Origin of the sequence: Nocardioides alkalitolerans DSM 16699 (assembly GCF_000426525.1) — a bacterium.
GTDB classification, from domain to species: Bacteria; Actinomycetota; Actinomycetes; order Propionibacteriales; family Nocardioidaceae; genus Nocardioides; species Nocardioides alkalitolerans.
In genome coordinates, this window is record NZ_AUFN01000010.1 from 678,217 (window position 1) to 695,192 (window position 16,976).

General features: G+C 73.1%; 17 protein-coding genes. 2 read left to right on the plus strand and 15 right to left on the minus strand.

The features are described 5' to 3' along the window. Positions 1-45: 45 nt before the first annotated feature. Genes ispG through dxr form a run of 3 tightly spaced genes read right to left on the minus strand, consistent with a single transcriptional unit; the run spans position 46 to position 3,764 of the window. Positions 46-1,215 carry a flavodoxin-dependent (E)-4-hydroxy-3-methylbut-2-enyl-diphosphate synthase gene (ispG, locus tag K329_RS0103925; protein ID WP_028472043.1) on the minus strand — a complete coding sequence of 390 codons (1,170 nt, stop codon included), beginning with the start codon at positions 1,213-1,215 and terminating at the stop codon, positions 46-48. Positions 1,216-1,272: 57 nt separating this feature from the next. Beyond that, the gene (locus K329_RS0103930; RefSeq protein WP_028472044.1) at positions 1,273-2,631 is read right to left on the minus strand and encodes a M50 family metallopeptidase; all 1,359 of its coding nucleotides are present in this window, start codon (positions 2,629-2,631) and stop codon (positions 1,273-1,275) included. After that, positions 2,628-3,764, minus strand: a complete 1,137-nt coding sequence (dxr, locus tag K329_RS24405; RefSeq protein ID WP_052336323.1) for a 1-deoxy-D-xylulose-5-phosphate reductoisomerase — start codon at positions 3,762-3,764, stop codon at positions 2,628-2,630. The genes K329_RS0103930 and dxr overlap by 4 nt, the downstream gene beginning before the upstream one ends. A 54-nt stretch (positions 3,765-3,818) precedes the next feature. Between dxr and ddaH the strand changes: the two genes are divergently transcribed. After that, positions 3,819-4,658, plus strand: coding sequence for a dimethylargininase (ddaH, locus tag K329_RS0103940; RefSeq protein WP_281169791.1), 840 nt, complete (start codon positions 3,819-3,821; stop codon positions 4,656-4,658). A 91-nt stretch (positions 4,659-4,749) separates the two neighbouring features. Next, positions 4,750-6,054 (plus strand): YeeE/YedE family protein, encoded by a 1,305-nt coding sequence (locus K329_RS24410; protein WP_084540962.1) that lies wholly within the window; start codon positions 4,750-4,752, stop codon positions 6,052-6,054. Between the two features lie 13 nt (positions 6,055-6,067). On the opposite strand, the gene K329_RS0103950 is transcribed toward K329_RS24410, so the two are convergent. The 12 genes from K329_RS0103950 to tsf form a co-directional block, all read right to left on the minus strand. Then, positions 6,068-6,796, minus strand: coding sequence for a hypothetical protein (locus K329_RS0103950; protein ID WP_028472045.1), 729 nt, complete (start codon positions 6,794-6,796; stop codon positions 6,068-6,070). Between the two features lie 39 nt (positions 6,797-6,835). After that, positions 6,836-7,117 (minus strand): helix-turn-helix transcriptional regulator, encoded by a 282-nt coding sequence (locus K329_RS0103955; RefSeq protein ID WP_245596428.1) that lies wholly within the window; start codon positions 7,115-7,117, stop codon positions 6,836-6,838. After that, positions 7,110-8,018, minus strand: coding sequence for an ABC transporter permease (locus K329_RS0103960; RefSeq protein ID WP_084540963.1), 909 nt, complete (start codon positions 8,016-8,018; stop codon positions 7,110-7,112). Before K329_RS0103960 ends, K329_RS0103955 begins: the two co-directional genes overlap by 8 nt. Further along, positions 8,015-8,983, minus strand: coding sequence for an ABC transporter ATP-binding protein (locus K329_RS24415; RefSeq protein WP_084540964.1), 969 nt, complete (start codon positions 8,981-8,983; stop codon positions 8,015-8,017). Before K329_RS24415 ends, K329_RS0103960 begins: the two co-directional genes overlap by 4 nt. A 106-nt stretch (positions 8,984-9,089) precedes the next feature. Then, positions 9,090-10,277 carry a glycosyltransferase family 4 protein gene (locus K329_RS0103970; protein WP_245596429.1) on the minus strand — a complete coding sequence of 396 codons (1,188 nt, stop codon included), beginning with the start codon at positions 10,275-10,277 and terminating at the stop codon, positions 9,090-9,092. Between the two features lie 130 nt (positions 10,278-10,407). After that, entirely contained in the window at positions 10,408-11,124 is a 717-nt protein-coding gene (locus tag K329_RS29285) for a TetR/AcrR family transcriptional regulator (RefSeq protein WP_052336324.1), read from the minus strand. A gap of 127 nt (positions 11,125-11,251) precedes the next feature. Then, positions 11,252-12,346: a dual-specificity RNA methyltransferase RlmN gene (gene rlmN, locus K329_RS0103980; RefSeq protein WP_043641962.1), complete on the minus strand. Its 1,095-nt coding sequence runs from the start codon at positions 12,344-12,346 to the stop codon at positions 11,252-11,254. A 174-nt stretch (positions 12,347-12,520) separates the two neighbouring features. Further along, the gene (locus tag K329_RS31405; protein WP_052336325.1) at positions 12,521-13,432 is read right to left on the minus strand and encodes a hypothetical protein; all 912 of its coding nucleotides are present in this window, start codon (positions 13,430-13,432) and stop codon (positions 12,521-12,523) included. 94 nt (positions 13,433-13,526) lie between these two features. Next, entirely contained in the window at positions 13,527-14,483 is a 957-nt protein-coding gene (locus K329_RS0103990) for a phosphatidate cytidylyltransferase (RefSeq protein WP_342665396.1), read from the minus strand. 21 nt (positions 14,484-14,504) lie between these two features. After that, a complete protein-coding gene (frr, locus tag K329_RS0103995; protein WP_211225752.1) occupies positions 14,505-15,059 on the minus strand; it encodes a ribosome recycling factor in 555 nt (184 codons plus the stop codon). Between the two features lie 101 nt (positions 15,060-15,160). Next, positions 15,161-15,877, minus strand: coding sequence for a UMP kinase (gene pyrH, locus K329_RS0104000; RefSeq protein ID WP_043641964.1), 717 nt, complete (start codon positions 15,875-15,877; stop codon positions 15,161-15,163). 260 nt (positions 15,878-16,137) lie between these two features. Further along, positions 16,138-16,950 (minus strand): translation elongation factor Ts, encoded by an 813-nt coding sequence (gene tsf / locus K329_RS0104005; protein WP_028472053.1) that lies wholly within the window; start codon positions 16,948-16,950, stop codon positions 16,138-16,140. Positions 16,951-16,976: the final 26 nt, after the last annotated feature.

Sequence of the window (16,976 nt, forward strand, 5' to 3'; positions counted from 1 at the left end):
CGCGTGCGTGGAGCCGTCGACGCGCGGAGCCTTCCGCGTCGTGCGTCAGCTGACCGAGACGGTGGGGGCGCCGGTGGTGGCCTCGCCGGTCTCGGCGTCGACGCCCATCTCGTCGGCGAGGCGCATGGCCTCCTCGATGAGGGTCTCCACGATCAGGCTCTCGGGCACGGTCTTGATGACCTCGCCCTTGACGAAGATCTGGCCCTTGCCGTTGCCGGAGGCGACACCGAGGTCGGCCTCCCGGGCCTCGCCGGGCCCGTTGACGACGCAGCCCATCACGGCGACGCGCAGCGGCACCTCGAGGCCCTCGAGGCCGGCGGTGACCTGCTCGGCCAGCGTGTAGACGTCGACCTGGGCGCGGCCGCAGGACGGGCACGACACGATCTCGAGCCGCCGCGGGCGCAGGTTGAGCGACTCCAGGATCTGGAGCCCGACCTTCACCTCCTCCACCGGCGGGGCGGAGAGCGAGACGCGGATCGTGTCGCCGATGCCCTGGCTCAGCAGCGCACCGAACGCGGTGGCCGACTTGATGGTGCCCTGGAACGCCGGGCCGGCCTCGGTGACCCCGAGGTGCAGCGGCCAGTCGCCGGCCTCGGCGAGCAGCTCGTAGGCGCGCACCATGACGACGGGGTCGTTGTGCTTCACCGAGATCTTGAAGTCGCGGAAGCCGTGCTCCTCGAACAGCGAGGCCTCCCAGACCGCCGACTCGACGAGCGCCTCGGGCGTGGCCTTGCCGTACTTGTCGAGAATGCGCTTGTCGAGCGAGCCCGCGTTGACGCCGATGCGGATCGACGTGCCGTGGTCCTTCGCCGCCTGCGCGATCTCCTTGACCTGGTCGTCGAACTTGCGGATGTTGCCGGGGTTCACGCGCACGGCGGCACACCCGGCCTCGATGGCCGCGAAGACGTACTTCGGCTGGAAGTGGATGTCGGCGATCACCGGGATCTGGCTCTTGCGCGCGATGGCGGGCAGCGCGTCGGCGTCGTCCTGGCTCGGGCAGGCCACGCGCACGATGTCGCAGCCCGAGGCGGTGAGCTCGGCGATCTGCTGCAGGGTCGCGTTGACGTCGGAGGTCAGCGTGGTCGTCATCGACTGCACGGAGATCTGGTGGTCGCTGCCCACGCCGACCTTGCCGACGGCGATCTGTCGGGTCGTGCGGCGCGGTGCGAGCACCGGAGGGGGCGCGGCAGGCATGCCGAGGGAGACGGCGGTCATGGCCCCGATGCTACGTCCGGGGTCGCGACGGGGCGCGATCGGCGACCGCCGCCCCGGTCACGAGTACGGGCTGAGCGGCACCACGAGGTCGCCCACGATGAGGACGACGCCCATCACGAGCATCAGCACCCCCATGACGTAGGCGATCGGCAGCAGCCTGGCCACGTCGACGTACCCCGGGTCGGGGCGCCGGCGCAGGCGGGCGAACCCCCGTCGTACCGCCTCGTAGAGGGCTCCCGCGATGTGCCCGCCGTCCAGCGGCAGCAGCGGGATGAAGTTGAACATGCCGATGAAGAAGTTGAAGCCCGCGATGAGCAGCAGGAGGAACACGACCTTCTCGGTGACCGGGAACTCCTCGTGCGCCGCGGTCTCCCCCGCCAGACGCCCGCCGCCGACGATCGACATCGGGCTCTCGGGGTCGCGCTCCTCGAGGCCGACGATCGCGCGGGCCACGCCGTACACCTTCACCGGCAGCTGGGCGATGGCCTCGACGGTGCGCACCGTCATGTCGCCCATCTGGCGCAGCGTGTAGATCGGGCCGCCCTCGACGAACTCGGAGCGCGGCGTCACGCCGAGGAAGCCGACCTCCTCCGTCACCGTCGGGTCGTCGGCCGGGTCGTCGGAGGGCCGTGCCTCGACGCGCGTGTTGGTCGTGAGCGTCTGCTGTCGGCCGTCACGGACGACGGTGATCTCGGCGGCGCCGCTGTCGTTGGCCCGGATCAGGCCCTGCAGCTCACGCCAGTCCGTGATCTCGGTGCCGTTGAAGCCGACGATCTCGTCGCCCTCCTGCAGCCCCGCGGTCACGGCTGGGGTGGGGTCGTCGCCCTCCTCGCAGACGCGGCCGGACTCCTCGTAGGGCACCACGCAGGGCGAGATCGCGCCGACCGTGGTGGTCGTGCGCACGTCGTTGGGGTTGCCGTAGGAGGCGAAGACCGCCGCGAAGATGCCGAACGCGATGACGAGGTTGACCGTGGGCCCCCCGGCCATCACGACGACCTTCTTCCACGACGGCATCTTGTAGAAGAGGCGCTCGGCGTCGTCGGGCGAGATCGTCTCCCACTCGGCGGCGCGGGCGTCGCTCACCAGCTGGGTGAACATGCCGGTGTTCGACTTGCGCACCCGGTAGACGGGCGCACCGCCCGGGTCGACGCCCACCTGCTCGGCGTGCTCGTCGGCGCCGGGCGGCAGCATCCCGACGATCTTGACGTAGCCCCCGAGGGGGATGGCCTTGACGCCGTACTCCGTCTCGCCGACCTGCTTGCTCCACACCGTGGGGCCGAAGCCGATGAAGTACTGCGTGACCTTCCCGCCGAACTTCTTGGCCGGGATCATGTGGCCGAGCTCGTGCAGGCCGATGGAGAGCAGGATGGCGACCACGAAGATCACCACGCCGAGCGTGTAGAGCAGCGCGGTCATGCGGGTCCTTCGGGGAGCGGGCGCGCGGTCGGCGCGGCGGCGGAGGTGACAGCGGTGGTGGCGGCGGCACGGGCCCAGGCGTCGGCGGCGAGCACGTCGTCGACGGTCAGCGGGTGCTGCGACGAGCGTACGTCGTGGCGGCCCAGCACGTCGGCGACCGTGGGCACGACCGCGTCGAAGGAGAGCCGACCCGCCAGGAAGGCCTCGACGCAGACCTCGTTCGCGGCGTTGTAGACCGCCGGCGCGGTGCCGCCGCGGGTGCCCGCGTCGCGGGCGAGCGCGACCGCCGGGAACGCGTCGTCGTCGAGCGGGTGGAACTCCCAGGTGTGGGCCTGCGTCCAGTCGACCGGGGCCGCCGCGTCGGGCACCCGCGCGGGCCAGTCGAGCCCGAGCGCGATCGGGATGGTCATCGTGGGCGGGCTGGCCTGGGCGAGGGTCGAGCCGTCGACGAACTCGACCATCGAGTGCACGACGCTCGTCGGGTGGACGACCACGGTGATCCGGTCGAACGGCAGCCCGAAGAGGAGGTGGGCCTCGATCACCTCGAGGCCCTTGTTCACCAGGGTGGCCGAGTTGACCGTGATGACCGGCCCCATCGACCAGGTCGGGTGGTGCAGCGCCTGCGCGGGCGTCACGTCGGCGAGCTCGGCGCGGGTCCGGCCCCGGAACGGTCCGCCCGAGGCGGTGAGCACGAGGCGTCGCACCTCGTCGGCCCGGCCCCCGCGCAGGCACTGGGCGATCGCCGAGTGCTCCGAGTCGACGGGCACGATCTGGCCCGGGCGCGCCCGGTCCACGACGATCGGGCCGCCGATGATGAGCGACTCCTTGTTGGCCAGCGCCAGCGTCGTCCCGGCGTCGAGCGCCGCGAGCGTGGGGCGCAGGCCGACCGCACCCGTGATCCCGTTGAGCACGACGTCGGCGCTCATCCCCGCCGCCTCGACCGAGGCGTCCTCGCCGAGCCCGGCGTACGCCGGGGCGAGCTCGTCGACCTGCTGGTCGAAGAGGTCGGGCTGCGAGCCGCCGGCGGTCAGCCCGACGACGCGGTAGCGGTCCGGGTGGCGCCGCACGAGGTCGAGGGCCTGCGTCCCGATCGAGCCCGTGGAGCCGAGGATGACGATGTCGCGGCGGTTCACCGGAGCAGTGTGGCAGGCGTGGCTGAGCGTGAGGTGAGGAACTAGGTTGGCGCCGTGACCGACGCACCGTCCCCGCAGAGCGCTCCCCCGTCCCCGATCCCGACCGGGCTCGACGGCCGCCGGGCGCTGGTGCGCCGCCCCTCGCCCCGCCTCGCCGAGGGCCTGCTCACCCACCTCGACCGCGTGCCCGTCGACGTCGACCTCGCGCTGGCCCAGTGGGAGGCGTACGTCGCGGCCCTGCAGGCGGAGGGCTGGGAGACCGTCGAGGTGCCGCCGGCCGACGACTGCCCCGACAGCGCGTTCGTCGAGGACACGGTCGTCGTCTACGGCGACCTCGCCGTCATCACCCGGCCCGGGGCCGACGAGCGCAAGCCCGAGACGGCCGGCACCGAGGCGACGCTGCGCGACCTCGGCTACCGGATCGCGCACATCGAGGCGCCGGGCACCCTCGACGGCGGCGACGTCCTCAAGCACGACGGCGACGTCTGGGTCGGGCTCACCACCGGGCCGGGCGGCCGCACCAACACGGCGGGCATCGAGCAGCTCGCGGCGCACCTGGCGCCGTACGGCGCACGCGTCCACCCCGTCCCGCTCACCAAGGTGCTCCACCTCAAGTCGGCCGTGACCGCGCTGCCCGACGGCACGGTCGTCGGCTACGAGCCCGTCGTCGACGACCCGACGGTGTGGTCGCGGTTCCTCGGCGTGCCCGAGGAGCCCGGTGCGCACGTCGTGCTGCTCGACGCACGGACGGTCCTGATGTCGGCGCGCGCGCCGGCGACGCAGGCGGCGTACGAGGCCCGCGGGCTGCGCACCGTCGCCGTCGACATCTCGGAGTTCGAGAAGCTCGAGGGCTGCGTCACGTGCCTGTCCGTGCGCCTGCGCCACACCCCCTGAGGGTCGTCTCACGCAGCGGCCGCGGTGCTCCGGCACCGGCCGACCGGAGGAACCTGGGGAGCGACACCTCCACCTCGGGAGAGGACGCACCATGAGCAGCACGGACGCCCGGACCGGACCCGGCACCCCCGCTGACGCCCCGGCCGACGCACGGGACGACCAGCCGACGGACGCCCCCGCCCGCCACACCGAGCGGGAGGTCTCGCCGCCCCCACAGGTCGGGATCGTCGTCGGCGGGCTCGTCGCGGCGGTCGCGCTCGGCGGGCTGGTCCTGGTGCGGTCGGGCCAGGTGCCGGCCGTGCTGTTCGCCATCGGGGTCGCGTTCGGGCTCGTCCTCTTCCACAGCCGGTTCGGTTTCACGTCGGCCTGGCGGCAGCTCGTCGCCGTGCGGCAGCCGAAGGCCCTGCGCGCCCACGTGCTGATGCTCGCGGTGGCCGCCACGCTCTTCGCACCGATCCTGGCCGGCGGGCTCGCGTTCGGCGACGCCGTGCCGACGCCGTCCCTCTCCCCCCTCGGGTTCGGGCTCGTGGTCGGGTCGTTCCTCTTCGGCGTGGGCATGCAGCTCGGTGGCTCGTGCGCGTCCGGCACGCTCTTCGCGATCGGCAGCGGGCAGAGCGCGATCCTGCTCACGCTGACCGGGTTCGTCGTCGGCGCCACGGTCGGCGCCCTGCACTTCCCGTGGTGGACCGACGAGCTGCCGAGCTTCGCACCGGTCTCGTTCGCCGACACCTCGCTGGGCTACCTCGGCGGCTGGCTGATCACGATGGCCCTGCTCGGCCTCGTGCTGGCCACGACGTACGCGCTGACCCGGGGCCGCCGCGTGCCCGACCTCGACCAGCCGCCCGCCGCCCGCGGGTGGGGCCGCGCGCTGCGGGGCTCGTGGCCGCTGTGGGTGGGCGCCCTCCTGCTCGCCGGCCTCAACGCACTGACGCTCGCCGTCTCGGGCGGCGCCTGGGGCATCACGTTCGCGTTCTCGCTCTGGGGCTCCAAGCTGCTCGACGCCGTCGGCGTCGACGTGACGTCCTGGACGTACTGGCAGGACCCGGGCAACGCGGCCAAGTACGACCTCGGCGTCCTGGCCGAGAAGACGTCGGTGATGGACCTCGGGATCATCGTCGGCGCGCTGGTCGCGAGCGCCGCCGCCGGCGCGTTCGTGCTGCACCGGCGGGTGCCGGGCCGCCTCGCGCTCGGAGCGGTCCTCGGCGGGGTGCTGATGGGGTACGGCGCACGCATCGCCTTCGGCTGCAACATCGGCGCCTACTTCGGCGGCATCGCGTCGTTCAGCCTCCACGGCTGGGTGTGGGGCGTGCTCGCGATCGCCGGCACGTTCGTCGGGCTCGCGCTGCGACCCCTGTTCGGCCTGGCCAACCCGAAGCCGACCGACTCCGTCTGCTGAGGCGGCGGGGGCGTCAGCGCCCGACCTGGACCGACCGGCCGGCCACGAGGGCGCCGAGGCGTCGGCCGACGCGGGTGCCGACCTCCGGCACCTCGCGCACCAGCACCGCGCGATCGCCCACGACGTACGCCGTCGCGCCGGCGGCCGCCGCGTGCACGTCCGCGAGGACCGCGGCGGTGGGCTCGTCGGGCGCGGTCGCACCGGGGGCGTACTCGCGGTCGGCCGTGAGCGCCGGGGCGGGGTCGATGCGGCCCGCCCGGTAGGCGAGGTCCCAGTCGATCTCGGTCTCCGGGTGCTTCGGCTCGGGGCCGCGGTAGAGCACGGCCGCCGGCTGGTGCACGTGTCCGGGCCACTCGCGCGAGGTCACGACGAGGTGGGGCCGGTGGCGGACGGCGAGCGTCGCCCCGGACACGTGGTGCCCGGACGTCTCGCCCTCGCCGGTCTCGCCGTCACGGGTCTCGCCGTCACCGGTCTGGGCGTGCGTGTGCTCCACCAGCACCGGCACGGCCCGCAGCCGCAGCGCCGCCAGGAAGGCGAGGAGCTCGTCGCCGTCGTCGTCGAGGTCCACGAGCACGCTCACCCCGGGCACGACGCCGAGGGCGCGGAACGCCCCCGCGAGGGCCGACACCTCCTCGGTGAGCCCGGCGAAGTCGAGCGGCCTCGTGGGCCGGAGCAGGGCGTCGTCGCCCGCCCGCCCGCGGATCACGTGGACGTCGAGCGCGTCGTACGAGAGGTTCGTCATCACGGCGAGCCTAGGCCATCTGGAGCCCCCGGCGAGCGCTCAGGAGGGCGCGATCCGGGAGAACGGCTCGAGCCCGAACACGAACTCCACGGGCACCTCGAAGTACGCCGCGATGCGTAGCGCGAGGTGGAGGCTCGGGCTGTACTCGCCCCGCTCGAGGTAGCCCACGGTCTGGTAGTGGACACCGAGGGCCTCGGCGAACTCGCGGCGCGAGACGCCGCGCTCGACGCGCAGCATCGCGATGCGGTTGTGCACCGCCTCCCCCGCGCCGCCCGGCACCGCGGTGACCCGGCCGCGGCGCCCGGTCGGCTCCTCAGACACGCTGCAGGGCCTTGTCGCGGCGGGCCGAGACGGCCGAGCCCGACTCCCGCCGCGCCATCCGTCGCAGCAGCACCGGCGCCAGCAGGAGACCGAGCAACGCCCACAGCGCCAGCACCCCGACCGCCGCGCCGAGCACGAACTCGCCGCCCAGCTCGGCCGCACCGGCCGACTCCGGGAGGAGGACCGACCGCAGGCCGTGGCCGAGCCAGTACATCGGGAAGACCTGGCCGACGACCTGGAGGTAGCCCGGCAGGGCCGCCGCCGGGGCGAACAGCCCGGAGACCGCGATGAGGGCGAACATCACCAGCGAGCCCCAGCCGCCGACCGAGCGCGGGTTCTTGAACACCGAGCCGACCACGAACCCGAGGGGGACGCTCGCCACCAGCCCGAGCACCAGGAGGAGCAGCACCAGGGGCAGCACGGAGGGGCTGCGCCACACCCCGTCGGTGAACGCCGTGGCGGCGAGCATCATCAGCGCCGCGACGAACCCGACCTCGCAGGTGACGCGCGTGATCCACCCGACGACGTACCCCGTCATGCCGTTCGGCATCGACTTGGCGCGCAGCAGCGTGCCGTCCTCGCGCTCGGTCGCCACCCCTGTCGCGAGCCCGTAGGCGGCCGTGAACACGACGATCATCGCGAGCACGCCGGGCAGCAGGAAGACACCCGTGGCGACCCCGAAGTCCTCCTGGACCCCGTTGCGGTTCGCCCAGAGCACGGCCGCGAAGGCGACCGCCCCGACGACGTAGTAGCCGATGTCGCCCGCGGTGTGGAGGCTGCGGTCGAACTCGGTGAGCCCGCGGCGCACGCCGGCGCGCGCCGCCCGGGTCCGGACCCCGCGGGGTGCTGCGGACGGGGCGGGCGGGGAGGTCGGGGAGGTCGGGGCGGGCACGGTGCTCATCGCAGGGCCTCCGAGTCGGCGTGGTGGGCGGCGGGGTCGGCGGCGAGCTCGGCTGCCGGATCGAGGGGCGCGGCGTCGCTCGCGCGGGCGACCATCGCCAGGTAGGTGTCCTCGAGCGTCTGGCGTCGGACCTCGAGCTCGGTGACGTCCGGGTGGGTCGCCAGCAACGAGCGCACGAACTCCGTGCCGTCCGCCTCGGCGCTGTGCACGTGGCGTTGTCCGTCCTGGCGCCACAGCACCTCTGTCACCCCCGCGACCCGGCGCGCCAGCTCGTCGGCGCTGCCGTCGGCGACGATGCGGCCACCGTCGAGGATCAGGATGCGGTCGGCGAGCTTCTCCGCCTCGGACAGGTCGTGCGTCGTGAGCAGGATCGACACGTCCTCGACGTCGGAGAGGTCGTGCACCATCTCGTGGAACTCGCGGCGCGCAGCGGGGTCGAAGCCGGCGGTCGGCTCGTCGAGGAAGAGCAGCTCGGGGCGTCCGACGAGCCCGATCGCGACGTCGAGCCGGCGACGCTGGCCGCCGGAGAGCGACCCGACCCGCTCGTGGGCGTGGCTCGTGAGCCCCACCCGCTCGAGCAGCTCGTCGGCGGGGTAGGGCCGCGGCTGGCCCGGCACGCTGTACGGCGCGTAGTAGGCGCCGAACTGCTCGAGCAGCGACCTCACCTTCCAACGCGAGTGGTCACGCCAGGACTGCAGCACGACGCCGATGCGGGCGCGCCAGGCCTCCCCCGCCTGCGCCGGGTCGCTCCCCAACACGTCGACGCGACCGCCGGACCGCATGCGGAAGCCCTCGAGGATCTCGATCGTCGTGGACTTGCCGGCGCCGTTCGGGCCCAGCAGCACGACCACCTCCCCGCGGCCGACGTGCAGGTCGACCCCCTGCAGCACCCGAGTGGTGCCGTACGTCATCTCCAGGCCCTCGACCTGGATCACGCGCTCCTCGAGCGCCCCCCTGAACCGCATCTCTCACCCTCACCGTCGTGGACGTGAGACTGAATGTAGTAGTCCTGCTACATCTTGTGCAACCACGACTCCCAGGCCGCCGTCCCTGGTGGAGCCGGGTCGTCGCTCAGGCGGCGCGGACCGTCGCTGCGCGTCGGCCGTCGACGACCTCGCGGTAGTGGCGCACGAGCAGCGCGCTGACGGCGGCCCACGAGCGGCCCTCGACGCTGCGGCGGGCGGCGAGGCCCATCCGGCGCCGCAGCGCGGGGTGGGCGCCGAGCAGCTCGACGTAGGACGCCAGCGCCGCCGCGTCGCCCGGCGGGTAGAGGAACCCGGCGGAGCCGTCGTCGACCACGTCGATCGGGCCGCCCGACCGGGGGGCGACGACCGGCACGCCCGAGGCGAGCGCCTCCTGGGCGGCCTGGCAGTACGTCTCGTGGCGGCCGGTGTGCACGAAGACGTCGAGGCTCGCGTACGCCGCGGCCAGCTCGGCGCCGTGGAGCACGCCCAGGAACGCGGCCCCCGGGAGGAGGCGCCGCAGCCGCTCCTCCTCCGGACCGCCACCGACGAGGACGAGGCGCACCCCCGGCTGCTCCTCGACGCGCGCGAGCAGCTCCAGCTCCTTCTCCGGGGCGAGGCGTCCGACGTACCCGACCAGCAGCTCGCCCGCCGGCGCGAGCCGCGCGCGTAGGTCGTCGTCGCGGTGCTCGGGCCCGAACTGCTCGAGGTCGACGCCCCGCGGCCAGCGACCGAGACCCGGGATCTCCATCTCCTCGAGCTGGCGCAGGCTCGCGGTCGACGGGGCGAGCGTGCGGTCGACGCTGGTGTGGATCCGGCGGGTGAGGTAGGCCATGGCGCGGGTGCCGCCCGCGATCCCGTACCGCTCGGCGAAGCCCACCAGGTCGGTCTGGTAGATCGCGACCGTCGGGATGCCCAGCTCCTGCGCGGCCCGGGCCGCCTGGTAGCCGAGCGTCGCCGGCGAGGCGATGTGCACGACGTCCGGACGGAAGCGCAGCATCACGCCGCGCAGCCGACGGCGGGACTCGAGCCCGATCCGGAAGTCCTTGTAGAACGGCAGGTGGGCGCCGCGGCAGGTGCTGACCGGGAACCCCGCGTACGTCGCGGGCCCCGTCGGGGCGACCAGCTCGGCCTCGTGGCCCTCGGCGGCGAGGTGCTCGAGCACCCGCCGTACCGAGTTCGTGACCCCGTTGACCTGAGGGAGGAACGACTCCGTCACCACGAGCACCCGCAGCCGGTCGCCGCGCCTGACGGGGAGGTGGGAGATGGAGCGGGAGGTGGTGGGGTTGCGTCGCACGAGCGTCCCTTCGCCGAGGTGGATCACCTGCGGTGGACGCTAGGGAGGCCGGCGGAACGGCTGCGGTGCGTGCGGGTGGACGCGAGTTGAACCGGCCGGGAAACCCTGCCGGTGCGCCCGGGCGCGCGGACTACGTGCGCTGCTCCCGCAGTCGTGCGGTCAGCCACTCGCGGTAGTCGTCGAGCGAGTAGCCGTGGTCGGCGGTGAGGAGGAGGTAGATCTCGGCCGACATCAGCAGGCTGACCTCGGCCACGAGACGCCGCAGGCCCGGGCTGACGTCGTCCACGCCGGCGTCCGCGTCGTGCGCCCCGTCGCCGGCCGGCGGCAGGACACCGATCCGGACCAGCCACCGGGTGGTGTGCAGGAAGCTCTCGTTCTTCAGCCGGGTGAGCTCGGCGAACTCCTCGGCCACCTGGGGGTCGGTGGCGGCGGTCGTGCGCACCACGAGCCACAGGCGGGCCGACCGGCTGTGCCCCCGGGCCAGGAACTCCACGGTGGCGTCGATGCCCTCCGCGGGGTCCTCGATGTCGAAGATCTCCTGCACGTCCGACTGCTCGAGCAGCGACTGCCACCCGCCCCCGCCGGCGTACCTGGTGCGGAACGCCTCCAGCAGCAGGAACGCCTTGTTGCCGATGAGACCCACCGTGTCGGCGGAGACTCCGGCCGTCGCGGCGATCTGGGCCATGGTCGCCCCGTTGTAGCCGTGGTCGGAGAAGGCCTGCGCCGACGCCTCGATGACCGCTGCGCGCGTGGCCGCCGCGCGCTCGCGCCGCAGCGGGGAGTCGTAGCGCCGTCGCGGCGGGCCGGCGACGTCGGCGGGATCCGGGGAGGTCGGACGCGTGGGCATGGATCTGCTCCCTCTCAGGCCCCCGGCGACGCCCGAGCGGGACGCCGGGTGGCAACCACCTGTGGTCGGCTGGACGATATCGGCCCCGGAGGGACCGGTCGTCCGGGAGGGTGTCGTCCCGGCCGGATCAGTCCTCGGCTGCGGCGAGCTGGCCGCAGGCGCCGTCGATCTCGCGGCCACGGGTGTCGCGCACGGTCGTCGGGATGCCCTTGGCCTCGAGCCGCCGCACGAACTCGCGCTCGTCGGCCGGGTCGGACGCCGTCCACTTCGAGCCGGGCGTCGGGTTGAGCGGGATGAGGTTGACGTGCACCCAGCCCCAGTCGCCGTACGAGCGGAGCACGTCGCCGAGCAGGTCGGCGCGCCATGCCTGGTCGTTGATGCCGCGCATCATCGCGTACTCGATCGAGACCCGACGCTTGGTCGTCGCGGCGTACTGCCACGCCGCCTCGACGGTCTCGGCGACCGAGAAGCGGGTGTTGATCGGCACGAGCTCGTTGCGCAGCTCGTCGTCGGGCGCGTGCAGGGAGAGCGCGAGGGTGACGGGCACGCCCTCCTCGGTGAGCTGCCGGATCCGCGGCACGAGACCGACCGTCGACACCGTGACGCCGCGGGCCGACAGGCCCAGGCCCGCCGGGCTCGGGTCCGTGAGGCGGCGGACGGCACCGATGACGGCCTTGTAGTTGGCGAGCGGCTCCCCCATGCCCATGAAGACGACGTTGGAGAGCCGGCCGGGGCCACCGGCGACCTCGCCGCGCGCCATCGCGCGGGCGCCGTCGACCACCTGGTCGACGATCTCGGCGGTCGACATGTTGCGCTGCAGGCCGCCCTGGCCCGTGGCGCAGAACGGGCACGCCATGCCGCAGCCGGCCTGGCTGGAGACGCAGATCGTGGCGCGGTCGGGGTAGCGCATCAGCACCGACTCCACGAGCGCGTTGTCGAAGAGGCGCCACAGCGTCTTGCGGGTGGTGCCCTTGTCGGCCTCGAGGGTGCGCACCGGCGTGAGGAGGGGCGGCAGCAGCGTGGCGGCGAGCTCCTCGCGCTGGCTGGCCGGGAGGTCCGTCATCTCGGCCGGGTCGCTGGTGAGGCGGGTGAAGTAGTGCACCGAGAGCTGCTTGGCGCGGAACCCCGGGAGGCCCGACGCCTCCAGCAGCTCCTTGCGGCCGGCCTCGTCGAGGTCGGCCAGGTGCCGCGGCGGCTTCTTGCGACCGCGCGGCTCCTCCATCACCAGGGGAAGCGTCGTGGCACCCTCGGCCGGAACCGGGGCGGGGTCAGTGGAGGGGCCAGCAGAGCGGGCGGCAGCGTCGGACATAGCGGATCGATCATCCCAGAGGGCCCCAGGAACCGCGAACCCTCGCACCTGCCGGCCCGGATGCCCCGACGGGCGGCGCTCCCGGGCCTAGAACACGTCGGTCGACAGCAGCAGCCAGACGACCGCGGCACCGACGCCCACCACGACCACCGCGGTGACGGCGATGCCGAGCAGCATGTAGAGACCGAACCGGCGCGTGCGGGGCAGGACCGCCAGGATCACGGGGACGGCGAGCAGCACGAGCACGAACGGGAAGAGCTCCGCCGCCGTCTCGTAGTCGAAGAACCAGCGCGTGAGGATCCCGTAGAGCACCGGGGCGACCAGCACGCAGACCAGGCCGGTGTAGAAGCCGGCCAGGGCCACGACCGTCCGTCGGCGCTCCCGGGGGTCCACCTCCTCGTCGTCGAGCTCGTCGAGGTCGTCACCGGGGCGGGCCGCGAAGGCGCCGACCTCGGTCGCGACGGGGGCCCGGACGGGCTCGAGGACGGGCTCGGGGGCGGGCCGGCGCTGCGGCTCGGGCTCCCACGAGCTCTCCGCGAGCGGGGGTACGACGGGGAGGGCGGCCGTGTCGTGGCGGGGCTCCGCCGCGGGCTGCTGCGGCTCCGGTACGGCGACCGGCGCGGCTACCAGTTCGGGCTCGGGCTCGGGCTCGGGCTCGGGCTCGGGCTCGGGCTCGGGCTCGGGCTCGGGAAGGACGATCGGCGCGGCGGCCGGGGTCGACGCGACGACCCGCTCGGGCACGGGCGTGCGGACCACCGTCGGGACGGGCGCGACCGCGGGCACCACCACCGGGGCGGGATCGAGGACCACCGCGGAGGACTCGTCCACGGACGGCGACGTCACGGCGGTCTCCGGGGCGATGACCGGAGCAGTGGCCGGGGTCGGCAGCACGGGGCGCGGGGGTGCCGCGGTCAGCTCGGGCGTGCCCCGTCGGGCCCGCTGGGCGACGTACGCGACGCCTGCACCGGTCACGGCGGCTGCGATCCACTTGCCCCGCATGGGGTTCCTCCTCGGTCCAAGCGCATCGTAGGCATCCGCGGGACGAGCGCCGCGCGACGCGCCGTACCCCGGCGGTGCGCAGCCGGGGCCGGGGTCAGAAGACCAGGTAGTGGAGCAGGAGCCAGATCGGGGCCGCGGTGGCCAGCAGGGAGTCCAGCCGGTCCATCAGGCCGCCGTGGCCGGGGACGATCTGGCTCATGTCCTTCACGCCGAGGTCACGCTTGATGACGGACTCGCAGAGGTCGCCGAGCGTCGCCATGACGACCGTGATGAGACCGAGCGCCACTCCGATCCACCAGTCGGCGTCGAGCAGGAGCACCATCAGCAGGATGCCGCCGACGACGCAGAAGACCGCCGAGCCGGCGAACCCCTCCCACGACTTCTTCGGCGAGATGACCGGCGCCATGGGGTGCCTGCCGAACAGCACGCCCGCGACGTAGCCGCCCACGTCCGAGGCCACGGTGATCAGGATGAACGCGATGACGGCGCGCACCCCGTCGTCGAACCGGTCGAAGCCGGTCGCCCCGCCCTCGGCCAGCAGCAGCGCGACGAACGAGCCGAGGAACGGCACGTAGATCAGCGCGAACACCGACGCCGAGGCGTTGCGCACGTAGCCGTCGACCCCGCGCTGCAGCAGCCACAGCATCAGCGCGAGCGCGGTGACCGCGGTGGCGGTGACCAGCGCCGGGGCGCCGAAGAAGTAGGCGACGACCACCATGACCGCGCCGCCCACCATGAGCGGCTGCTCCGGCAGGTCGATGTCCTTCGCCGCCAGGCCCTGGTGCAGCTCCCACACCGCGACGACCACGGCGATCACCACGATCACCATGAAGGCGGTCTTGAAGAACGCCAGCGACGCGGCGATCGCACCCAGGAGCACGACGGCCGAGGCGACGGCTGCCGGCAGGTTGCGCCCGGCGCGGCCGTGGTCCTTCTTCGGTGGGTTCGGCGGGACGCCCGGCACGCCGGTGTCGACGGGTCGGTCGTCGGGCACGCCGAACGACCCGCTCGTCGGCAGGTGCGTCGACGAGGCGGGCTCGGGCGGGTTCACGGGGGTCAATGTCGGCTCAGCTCAGACCTCGAGCAGCTCGGCTTCCTTCGACTTGAGCATGTCGTCGATGGCGTCCACGTGCTTCTTGGTGGTGCCGTCGAGCCGCTTCTCGGCGCCGGTGACGTCGTCCTTGCCGACCTCGCCGTCCTTCTCGAGCTTCTCCAGGTTCTGCTTGGCGGTCCGGCGGATGTTGCGGACCGAGACCCGGCCGTCCTCCGCCTTGGTGCGCGCCACCTTGATGTACTCCTTGCGGCGCTCCTCCGTGAGCTCCGGGAAGACGGCACGCAGGACCTTGCCGTCGTTCGACGGGTTGACGCCGAGGTCGGAGTCGCGGATCGCCTTCTCCACGGCCGTCATCGCGCCCATGTCGTAGGGGGCGATGAGGATGATGCGGGCCTCGGGGGCGGTGAACGACGCGAGCTGCTGCAGCGGCGTCGGCGTGCCGTAGTAGTCGACGAGGATCTTGCTGAACATGCTCGGGTGGGCGCGCCCGGCCCGGATGGCGGCGAACTCCTCGCGGGTCGCCTCGACCGACTTGTCCATCTTGCTGTCGGCCTCGTTGAGCACCTGGTTGATCACTGCTGGCTCCTGTCCACATCTGCGTCGCGCGGCGTCGGGGGTCCGACGCGCGCTCTCGTCGTGTCCGAGCCGGCGTACCCGGCCCGCGGTCGGGTCACTCAGGCGTCGGCACTGACGAGCGTGCCGATCCTCTCACCTCGGACGACCCGGAGGATGTTGCCCTCGGGCTCCATGCCGAACACCACCATCGGCAGCTTGTTCTCGCCGCACAGCGCGAAGGCCGTCTGGTCCATGATCCGCAGGCCCTGGGTGATGGCCTCGTCGTACGAGACCGAGTCGAGCTTGACCGCGGTCGGGTCGGTGCGCGGGTCGGCCGTGTAGACCCCGTCGACCCCGTTCTTCGCGACGAGCACGACGTCGCACTTGCTCTCGAGGGCGCGCTGCACGGCGACGGTGTCGGTGGAGAAGAAGGGCATGCCCATGCCGGCGCCGAAGATGACGACGCGACCCTTCTCCATGTGGCGGATGGCGCGGCGCGGGATGTAGGGCTCCGCGACCTGGCCCATCGTGATCGCCGTCTGCACGCGCGTGTCCACGCCCAGCTTCTCGAGGAAGTCCTGCAGGGCCAGGCAGTTCATGACGATGCCGAGCATGCCCATGTAGTCGGCACGCACGCGGTCCATGCCGCGTTGCTGGAGCTCGGCACCGCGGAAGAAGTTGCCACCACCGGTGACGACGGCGATCTGCACGCCCGCCTCGACGACGGCGGCGATCTCCTCGGCGACCTTGCCGACGACGTCGGGGTCGACGCCGACGCTGCCACCACCGAACACCTCACCGGAGAGCTTGAGCAGGACGCGACGGTAGGCGGCCACGATGTTCCTTTCGTACGGCGGAGCGCGGGGTCGGCGCAGGTCAGAGCAGGTGCGGCCGGGGCGCTGGTGGAGGCCCCGGACGCGAGAAAGGCCGGTCCGCGGACGGTGGAGTTCTCCACGTCATGCGGACCGGCCTCCTCGAGACGCCGACGACCTCGCGGTCGCGGCGGCGGATCAACGGCTGCCGATGGGCAGCGCGCCTCACCTTACTGGTCGGACGACGCGGCGCGCGCGCCGTACGACCAAGGGGTCGAGCTGGCTCAGGCGCCGACCTCGAAGCGGGCGAACCGCTTCACGGTCGTGCCGGAGGCGTCGAGGACGGCCTTGACCGACTTCTTGTTCTCCGTGACCGACGGCTGCTCGAGCAGCGCGACGTCCTTGAAGAAGCTGTTCAGGCGACCCTCGGCGATCTTCGCGGCGACCTGCTCGGGCTTGCCCTCCTCGCGGGCGGTGGCCTCGGCGATCGAGCGCTCCTGGGCGACGACCTCCGCGGGGACCTCGTCGCGCGTCAGGTACTGCGGACGCATCGCGGCGGCCTGCATCGCGGCGCCGCGAGCGGCGGCCTCGTCCCCGTCGTACTCGACGAGCACGCCGACGGCCGGCGGCAGGTCCGCGGAGCGACGGTGCAGGTAGACGACGACGGGGCCGTCGAACACGGCCACCTGGCCGAGCTCGATCTTCTCGCCGATCTTGATGGCGAGGGCCTCGACGAGCTCGGCGACCGTCTGGTCGCCGACCTTGACGGCCTTGAGCGCCTCGGCGTCGGCCGGCTTGGCCGCGTCGGCCGCCTCGGCGATCTGCTGGGCGGCGGCGACGAAGTCGTCACCCTTGGCGACGAAGTCGGTCTCGCTCTTGAGCTCGACGAGCGCCGTGCCGGCGGACGCGACGAGACCGGCGGAGGTCTCGCGCTCGGCGCCACGGGCCGCAGCCTTCGCGGCACCCTTGACGCGCAGGAACTCGACGGCCTTGTCGAAGTCGCCGTCGGTCTCGGTCAGAGCCTTCTTGCAGTCCATCATGCCCGCGGCGGTGAGCTCGCGGAGCTTCTTGACGTCAGCGGCAGAGAAGCTGGCCATGGTCCACTTCCTTCTAGTCAGCGAAA

Excerpts from the sequence above, each read along its gene's own strand:
- ispG (WP_028472043.1), bottom strand. The coding sequence starts at position 1,215 with ATGACCGCCGTCTCCCTCGGCATGCCTGCCGCGCCCCCTCCGGTGCTC.
- K329_RS0103930 (WP_028472044.1), bottom strand. The coding sequence starts at position 2,631 with ATGACCGCGCTGCTCTACACGCTCGGCGTGGTGATCTTCGTGGTCGCC.
- K329_RS24410 (WP_084540962.1), top strand. The coding sequence starts at position 4,750 with ATGAGCAGCACGGACGCCCGGACCGGACCCGGCACCCCCGCTGACGCC.
- K329_RS0103950 (WP_028472045.1), bottom strand. The coding sequence starts at position 6,796 with ATGACGAACCTCTCGTACGACGCGCTCGACGTCCACGTGATCCGCGGG.
- K329_RS0103960 (WP_084540963.1), bottom strand. The coding sequence starts at position 8,018 with ATGAGCACCGTGCCCGCCCCGACCTCCCCGACCTCCCCGCCCGCCCCG.
- K329_RS24415 (WP_084540964.1), bottom strand. The coding sequence starts at position 8,983 with ATGCGGTTCAGGGGGGCGCTCGAGGAGCGCGTGATCCAGGTCGAGGGC.
- K329_RS29285 (WP_052336324.1), bottom strand. The coding sequence starts at position 11,124 with ATGCCCACGCGTCCGACCTCCCCGGATCCCGCCGACGTCGCCGGCCCG.
- rlmN (WP_043641962.1), bottom strand. The coding sequence starts at position 12,346 with ATGGAGGAGCCGCGCGGTCGCAAGAAGCCGCCGCGGCACCTGGCCGAC.
- K329_RS31405 (WP_052336325.1), bottom strand. The coding sequence starts at position 13,432 with ATGCGGGGCAAGTGGATCGCAGCCGCCGTGACCGGTGCAGGCGTCGCG.
- tsf (WP_028472053.1), bottom strand. The coding sequence starts at position 16,950 with ATGGCCAGCTTCTCTGCCGCTGACGTCAAGAAGCTCCGCGAGCTCACC.